Here is an 8,153-nt window from a genome sequence, read left to right on the forward strand (position 1 = left end):
GACTTCATCAATCCGAGCTCCGCGCAAATAATGTTGTAAATAATTGAGATTGTCAGAGCCGATGATATCTGTATAGATATTTAGCTTACGATTTTCATAACGATGACAGATCATCTGGCAGGCCTTCAAAAAGTCCTCCGATTGAAGATTACTGAGTTGGTCATCCAATGTGATTCCCAATAGTTCGCTGATCGATGTACTGCTCTTATTACCATAGACAAGAATGATATCAAGTTCTTCGGCTTTCGATTGCTCTATACTATGAATCACAAAAAAAAGTGAATCAATCGTAAAATCACTTGGAATCAATACACGCATTGCCTTTGCCATATCCAATTATTTTTATACAAAATTAATAGGTCATCATGGCAACCGAATGAATCTGGAATTAACTTTCTATTAGAATTTTAAGACCGATATTAAAATGAGATTAAAAAAAAGATGCAGATTAAAATGGGATTAAAATTTAGTTCCGGCTTTGTAATATAATTCCGCTAGTGCCTTTCTGTAGTCCGTAACCAGCTTCTCTTGCTTGATCCGCATTTCGATCAGCTTGTTTTCCCTACTATTAACAACAAACAAGGTTGATTCACCCAGTTCAAACTTATTTAATTCCCCCCTAAGAAGCAGTTCCTGATTACTTATATTGATCGATTGAAGTTCAATCTGTTTACTGTAAGCATTTAAATCATTATATTTTTTAACGACTTCATTGTAAATATTTCTCTCGGTCACAGCTTGTTCAAATCGTAGCTGATCTTGCTTAATCCGGACCTCTTTGAGCTTCCCACGTTCGGCGCGAATAAAAAGTGGAAATGCAAATTCAAAACCTACTTTATAATTCTGCCAATTAAAATCATACTGCGGCGGTACAAAGTCATTAAAACCGTGACGGCTAGAAATGAGCGTGCCTGACACATTGAATTTAGGTTTAAGCATTTCTTTTCGATAACGTTCCTCAAATAGAAGTTGTTGATTTTTACTCGCCAACTTTATCATTTCGGGATGAGCAATTTTTGCCGAATCAAGTAGCGCCTCGATCACACTATTATCTGGCAAAATAACAGGATCTTCGAGCTTATGCGGTATGGCATGATCGGGAAGTTCTACTGGAAATTGTTGATCATTCCACAGATGATTGGACAATACAATTTTCGCGTTTTTAAGTTCAACTTCATACTTTGAAAGTTCTATCCGCCGTTCTTTTACAACGACCGAAGCTTCGATGGAATCAATTACAGGTTTATCTCCCAGCGTCGTCTGCTCACTGATTGCTTTAAACCGTTGATCAGCCAATTTTACACCCTCCAATAAAAGCTGATACTGCTGATAGGCAAAATACCAATTCCAATAATCTGAAAGTGCCTGAAACCAAATGGCATTTATTTGTTTTATCTTTTCGCCTTCGAGGTAGCTGATCATAGCCTTTGCCTGCTGCAGCGTATTTCTTCTGCTATCGACGATTAAACCTTGCCCCAATGGAATACTTAAACCGATTGCGGAAAGCCCTGCATTATTTGTTCGGGATTGCGGGTTTGTATAATCACCAACATTTCGATCATAAGCAATTTTCAGATCTGCGCCAGCTAACCAAAGAGGAATTTTTAGCTCACTATTCCACTGATTATAATAATCCGTATTGCCAAAATGCTTATTTTTAAAACTGGAATTTAACGTCGGATCAAACTTCCCTAAAGCCTGTGTTACCTGGGCTTTTGCAGTTTCACTCAGCAGATTCACTTGTTTAACGATTGGATGATTGGCCATTAAAAGCTCTTCCATGTCATCCACGGTAAAAGTATTCCTTGCTCCATACTCCTTTTCCTGAGCCGAAAGATGAGGAGAGAAAAAAAAGCACAACACGATAAAAATAAAATTCAATTTATTCATATAACAATTACTTTTTCTCACTTTCTTTTGGTTCTCTTTCCAAACTCGGCGGAAAGCCATTCAACTGTCGCCATATCTCATACCATAATGGGACTTTATTTAAAATAACCCTTCCATAAGCACCTGAGCCCTGATTTAACTGAACAGGCCAGGGTTCATCTCCTTCCGGAACAGGAACTGTTGCACGTATCAAAATCCTAAATCGGCCATTCGTACTACTCACTTTATCGATGACTGAAACTTTTCCAGCAAAGGTACCGACCGCGACAGACGGCCATCCGGAAAATTGGATCGATGGCCAGCCATCAAATTGTAGCCTTACATCACTTTCCGGCTCAATCAGTGGGACATCCATTGCGTTTACATAAAGTTCTACGGCAAGCTGTGGTTTTTTAGGCTGTAATGTCGCAACGGACTCACCCTCCTTCATATTTTCACCAATTCCTGCCTTAAAGGTTTTTACAATAAAACCATCTTGTGGAGCCCTCACGACATATAACCCCCGTCGTACATCAATATTGGATATCTCATTTCTCAGTTTGGCGATATCCCCTTGTACTGAGGCTTTGGAGGAAAAAGCCGAACTTAAATCGGACTGCGCTTTCGCCAATGATTCATTATACTTTGCGCGGATGTTGTTTAATTCGATACTGGCATTTGTTAATGATTGTCTTGAATTCGACAACTTGTTATCTGCACTTACTACTTTAGCTCGATCATTTTGCAGATTTAAACGCCTTGTTTCGATATCTGTTAACGAAAATAAGCCGTCACGATAGCCCTCTTCGTACCGTTTGAGCCGCTTTTCACTGGTCTCAAAAAAACTCATGACAGCGACCAATTCTGCACTATCTATTTTTACCAGATTTTGAGCTTGGATCACCTTATTTTTAGCTGACGCAAGCTGAAAATCAAGCCCATTTTTCAATGCTTCAATCTGTGCTTCAGTGGCTTTCATTTTTTGATTAGCAGCATTTTCTCCGCTTTGTTTGGCATTCAATTGCTCTTCTAACCGCAATGGTAACATGGGATCAAAATAAGATTGAGAAGTCTCCGAAAGCACTAAAATCGTATCACCTTTCTTCACTTCCTGCCCCTCAGTAACGGCCCAATATTCAATGCGGCCACCAATCTGATTTTGGATAGTCTGTGGTCTATCTTGTGGACGTAAAGCAGTAACCGTTCCTACTCCAGGAATTGTCTGCCTCCATGGGAGAAAAAGTGCTAGTACAAAAACAATCCCAGAAAACACAAGAATTCGCCCCAAGACTAGGGATCCCCGCTCTTTCAATAACTTATCAACCGCATCATGGGAAAGATCTCTCCATGAGAGCGTTTTCTGACTCGAACGATCCTTATTAATCAACATAAACCGCAGCGTCCTCCTCCAACGCAAGATCCGTTACAGCCGCCAATTTGACAACTCCAGTAAGCATATCAAAAATAGTATTCAAATTTGTCATCAGTTTTTCAATGGCATAACCAATTTGAACGATGACAACTTCAGCAGCAACAAATTGACCAAAAGTCATTTGCCGCTCAACAACAAAATAAGATCCAAGCAAGAGCATCGCTCCAAACAACAGGGTGCGAAGTAGGACAGAACCAATAAAAAAACGCTTTAAAACCTTAAAATGATCGTTCCTCGCCCCTAAATACTTACTGACAATATAATCTGTTGTTTTTGTCACTTCGTTCATTTTCGTCTCATCAGCACGATAATGGTCAATTTGTCCGGCAACAGCTTCCAAATAGGCTACCGTCTCATATTTGTATTCAGACTCTTCAATACTTGTTTTCAACCCTCTTTTATAGTATAAAACAAGTATCGTAATAACAGAAAAAATGACAATAAGGCCAAAGGCCAGAAATGCAGGATGATAAAATGATAATAAGACCACGCTAAAGAAAATTGTCACCACTGCAGCGATGATATCGATCAAAAGTTTGATAATTCCCTTTTGGATAATGATAACATCAAAAAATCGGTTGACCAACTCCACAAGATTTTTTCCAAGTAACTCTTTAGGTTTAATTCTCGGCAGGCGATAAGAAAATTCAACCGCCGATTTTAGAAAGATTTTCTGCTCTAAATACTCGACTAAGGTCAATTGTCCGATCAATAATACCCCGCCCACAATCACGCCAAATAACACAAAAGCAATTAAGATATAGGTAGAGCTATACATCGCTCCATTGCTTAAAAAATTAAAGATAGCTGTTATCCCTATTGGAATAGTCAAACTAAAAATACCGATGACGATGGCATAAATAAATATATAATTGATCGTTTTCCGTTCAGTATGTAATAAGCTAGCCAACCGTTGCAAAGGTGATGGTCCGCCTTGTATATGCCCCATAAAAAATAGATAGAAGATAAGTTATAAATGATGAATTTCAGCTAAAAACAACAGTAAAAACTCCGATCGATCATTCAATTAGTCCGATCTCTCTGTTTCTAATACTTGGTTGTTCCTTAAATGAAATTGTAGAGGGAATTTGACTCTCGACTTTACGGAGTGCAATAGCGACATTAAAAAAATTGCGTGTTTTCTTTTTATAGGTATAATCGCGTGGTATTATGACCTCATTCACAGACTGCCCTTTGAGGTAATGCTGCAAATAATGACTGTTATCGGTACCCAAAATATCCGCAAAAATACTGAGCTTACGGTTTTTATAGCGTTGATAGATTCCGCTACAGGCTTTTAAAAAAGATTCAGATTGAAGTGTTTCCAGTTGATCTTCCAATCCAATTCCGAGTAATTCACTCGCAGAAGTGCTGCTTTTATTGCCATACACAAGAATAATATCGATAGAATCAGCCATTGACTCTTCAATACTTTGACGCACAAAATGGAGTGAGTCAACTGTAAAATCACTAGGTATTAATATACGCGTTGTTTTAGCCATGCCTTTTTTTAACAAAGTTAAAACGCACATATGGCAACGGAATGAATCTAAAATTAGCTTTCCATTAGAAAGCGAGCAACAGTATTAAAATGAGATTAGAAATGCAGTTGAAATTAAAACCACATTAAAATCGAAGGTAAGTGGGTAGTTCAATTTCTACAGTGGTGCCTTCACTCACAACAGAATTGACCTTCAATGTACCACCATGCAACTTAATAATATTTCTGGCCAAAGGAAGTCCAATACCATAACCGTCAATGCCACTCGTATTGGACGCTCTAAAATAAGGATCGTAGATATGATCCAATTCGCGGGAGGGTATTCCGATACCTTTGTCTTTTATTAGAATAAAGACTTTATTGTCCAATGCCCCTAAAGCAATATAAGCGGTTCTATCGGATGAATACTTACACGCGTTGCTGATAATATTGGATAGCGCAAGCTGTAACAAAATTGCATTTCCATTCACCTTAAGTCGCATACTATCATCTGGTAATAGACTGAAATCTGTGATAATCTTAAATTTATCATTGATGGCCTTAACAGTCAGCTCGGCGTCCATCACGATCTGATCAATACGAACGGGGCTAAATGCGGTCGCATTATTAACAAAACCTGTACGCGCCAACAGTAAAAGTGCTTTTGTTTTCTTTTCCAAATGCTCTGCCGACTCAATGATCTTAAATAATGTTCGTTGGTACTCCGCTGTTGTTCGTTCTTTGGATAAAGCAAGATCTGCCTGTCCTATGATGGATGTCAATGGTGTATTTAGCTCATGTGATGCATTGCTGATAAAGTTCTTTTGTGTTTCGAAAGAAGTTTCCAAGCGCGTCAACATCCGGTTAAATGTGAGTGCCAGGCCATGAAGCTCACCTTTGTATTTATCCTCATCCAATCGTTTATAAAGATTTTCCGAACCAATCTCTTGCACCTCTTTCATCATGGTTAGTATTGGCTTTAAGAACGAACGTTTCATAAAAACCGAAACAACGAATATAAAGAGAATCCCCAAAATCAGACTTATAATAAGCAGATTACGAAGGTAGGCCAAATGGTGTGTATAAAAGTAATTTTCAGCGGAAGCGCCCACAATATACTTTCGACCATTTTGCGAAAAATATTTAGTTGAATAGAATTGATTACCCGACTTGAAATTTGAGCTTCCTTTTTTATTGATTTTATCCCAAAGTTCTTGATGAAATCCTTGGCTTCTTAAAATAGCACCATTGCTATCAAATTCCACCAAAAATTCATGCTGATTATTGAGATTTTCTATAAAATCAAGGCTCCACTGATCAGCCTGGGAGGCGGATTTACTATTCAGAAATTTTTCAGCAGCAATATTTCGCCGCAGATCGAGCCGTTTATAAAAATCTGTAAAAGCAAAATTTGTAACGGAATAAAAAATAAAGCCAACAAAACAACTCACATAAATGACCAGAATTGCAATGAGATAAATAAGCTTTCGATTGTAATTGTGCATTTTTAAATATTCAGTCTTCTATTTTTAGAACATATCCCATACCAATAACCGTGTGGATCGCTTTTTTGCTCGTTATTTTTTCAATCTTTTTTCTCAAATAATTCACATAAACATCGACGACATTTGATCCAATATCGAAATTTATCCCCCATATTTTGTCCAAAAGCTCCGTTCTCTCAAATACCTTTTTGGGGCTCTGAATAAACAACAAGAGTAAACGATACTCTGTACTTGTCAGATTGAGTTCCTGCCCCTCACAGTAGGCTATTTTTTTATAATCATCGATACTCAGAAAACCATAACTAAATGTGTCTTTCGAGGGCTGTAACTCACGTTGTGTTGCCTGTACGATAGACTGTTGCCTGCGGATCAATGAACGTATCCGAGCCTTCAATTCAATGAGCTTAAAGGGCTTGGAAAGATAGTCATCGGCACCATTATCGAGTCCGAGCACCACATTTTCTGGAGTACCAAGTGCAGTCAGCATCATAACAGGTAAATCGGTATACCCCCACTGTCTGATCTGCTTACAAATATCCAGGCCATTGGTTCCCGGCAAAAGAATGTCCAATAGCACAAGAGAGACATCTTGCTTCGCCAAAAGCTGTTCCAGACCTTCCGAACGCCCCAGATGAATGACCCTATAGCCATCCTCGCCTAAGCCTTGTACGATCAAATCAGCAACATCCTGTTCATCTTCAACCAAAATAATTTTTTGCTCCTCCATATTCGTCATGATGTGTAGCTCTCTGTAATGAACTACGATCCAAACCATAAAAATAACGTTTTGACACAAGAGACACAAATCCCATTTTTGCCCGAATCCACACAAAAAGAATCTTGCTCTATTTTGCAAAAGAGAAAGCGCTGTGTTCATCGATCGTGAAACAGCGCTTTCGTCCTAGTATTTAATTGGTTCAGCTATAATTCTACTTTACCCATTAACGGGTCTGTCTTACTTGATTTACCAGTCTCTATATGTCCAGCATAGCGGAATTTGACCGCATGATCTTCTGAACACGTTATTTCGATATCATACCAACCTTCACTCTTGCTGCAATCGATTTCAACCAAAGCAGGATCATCCTTGCGCATTGCTTTCGCATGGAAAAGATCATAGGAACAGTCTTTAAGAAATAAATCCCAATTTAGCGACTCTGATTGTACACAAAGAATAGGCTTTCCAGCAACTACTTTCGTATACACATCAATAGCTGGAATATGCGACTTTGCGCCTTCAATCGCACGATAGAAACCATTAGGGCCATGCAATGCAAATGATATGTACTCTCCTACAATTTTATCGAGTTCCCATTCATACGCTAATTGATCCCCTTCCCGTACCGTAAAATTCCAAACTTTACCCGCCGCATGGCCATCATACGCCACATAGGAAATAACATGATAAGGCAGACCCGCTCCCGCTTTAGCTGTATTGAGCCTTCTTTCCAAGGTTGAGCTGATGGAAAGCATCGTTGGTGTATGCTGTACTTTTAGCTGCAATTCATAAGGTAAAGCACAAGCATCCTTCCATCCCTGCTCTTGCATCTGCATAGCTGCATGATACTGACCTGTCGATTTGATTTCCTCCAGTTTTTGGCTGTCGATTTTCACAAAATCTGTTGGGAGCTTTTTATTCCTGGCGGAGAATATACGTTCAACATACCCGTCTCTGTCTACCGGATTAAGCCTTGTTTTGGAAATGTTATCTACAGGACGAAAAGACGTTGTTAAGTCGCCACAGACCATTCTTCGCCATTGACTGATGTTTTCTTCCCGTATCACCTTACCCGTTTTCTTCTCCAAAAAATGTTCTAAAAATTGAAGACAGGAGGTGTGGTCAAAAACTTCGGAATTGACCCAACCA

General features: G+C 38.9%; 7 protein-coding genes and 1 pseudogene. All 8 read right to left on the bottom strand.

The genetic code is table 11. The features are described from left to right. Positions 1-330, bottom strand: a pseudogene (locus tag B2X72_RS15680) (hypothetical protein); the annotation flags it as partial. Between the two features lie 129 nt (positions 331-459). Continuing rightward, positions 460-1,890 carry a TolC family protein gene (locus tag B2X72_RS15685; RefSeq protein ID WP_088162275.1) on the bottom strand — a complete coding sequence of 477 codons (1,431 nt, stop codon included), beginning with the start codon at positions 1,888-1,890 and terminating at the stop codon, positions 460-462. Positions 1,891-1,897: 7 nt separating this feature from the next. After that, positions 1,898-3,259 carry an HlyD family secretion protein gene (locus tag B2X72_RS15690; protein WP_075993471.1) on the bottom strand — a complete coding sequence of 454 codons (1,362 nt, stop codon included), beginning with the start codon at positions 3,257-3,259 and terminating at the stop codon, positions 1,898-1,900. Beyond that, positions 3,249-4,250, bottom strand: a complete 1,002-nt coding sequence (locus B2X72_RS15695; RefSeq protein WP_075993472.1) for an ABC transporter transmembrane domain-containing protein — start codon at positions 4,248-4,250, stop codon at positions 3,249-3,251. The genes B2X72_RS15690 and B2X72_RS15695 overlap by 11 nt, the downstream gene beginning before the upstream one ends. Before the next feature lie 70 nt (positions 4,251-4,320). Then, positions 4,321-4,803, bottom strand: coding sequence for a hypothetical protein (locus B2X72_RS15700; RefSeq protein ID WP_075993473.1), 483 nt, complete (start codon positions 4,801-4,803; stop codon positions 4,321-4,323). 124 nt (positions 4,804-4,927) lie between these two features. Continuing rightward, the gene (locus B2X72_RS15705; RefSeq protein WP_075993474.1) at positions 4,928-6,286 is read right to left on the bottom strand and encodes a HAMP domain-containing sensor histidine kinase; all 1,359 of its coding nucleotides are present in this window, start codon (positions 6,284-6,286) and stop codon (positions 4,928-4,930) included. A 10-nt stretch (positions 6,287-6,296) separates the two neighbouring features. Beyond that, a complete protein-coding gene (locus B2X72_RS15710) occupies positions 6,297-7,061 on the bottom strand; it encodes a response regulator transcription factor (protein WP_227550161.1) in 765 nt (254 codons plus the stop codon). A gap of 146 nt (positions 7,062-7,207) precedes the next feature. After that, a partial coding sequence (locus B2X72_RS15715) for a phospholipase domain-containing protein (RefSeq protein WP_286850543.1) occupies positions 7,208-8,153 on the bottom strand: 946 nt, incomplete at its 5' end.

The sequence above is a fragment of the Sphingobacterium sp. UBA7253 genome (assembly GCF_002472745.1).
GTDB lineage: Bacteria > Bacteroidota > Bacteroidia > Sphingobacteriales > Sphingobacteriaceae > Sphingobacterium > Sphingobacterium siyangense.

What these genes read in the sequence shown, in the direction of transcription:
- B2X72_RS15685 (WP_088162275.1), bottom strand. Translation starts at nt 1,890, where the DNA reads ATGAATAAATTGAATTTTATTTTTATCGTGTTGTGCTTTTTTTTCTCT.
- B2X72_RS15690 (WP_075993471.1), bottom strand. Translation starts at nt 3,259, where the DNA reads ATGTTGATTAATAAGGATCGTTCGAGTCAGAAAACGCTCTCATGGAGA.
- B2X72_RS15695 (WP_075993472.1), bottom strand. Translation starts at nt 4,250, where the DNA reads ATGGGGCATATACAAGGCGGACCATCACCTTTGCAACGGTTGGCTAGC.
- B2X72_RS15700 (WP_075993473.1), bottom strand. Translation starts at nt 4,803, where the DNA reads ATGGCTAAAACAACGCGTATATTAATACCTAGTGATTTTACAGTTGAC.
- B2X72_RS15705 (WP_075993474.1), bottom strand. Translation starts at nt 6,286, where the DNA reads ATGCACAATTACAATCGAAAGCTTATTTATCTCATTGCAATTCTGGTC.
- B2X72_RS15710 (WP_227550161.1), bottom strand. Translation starts at nt 7,061, where the DNA reads ATGGTTTGGATCGTAGTTCATTACAGAGAGCTACACATCATGACGAAT.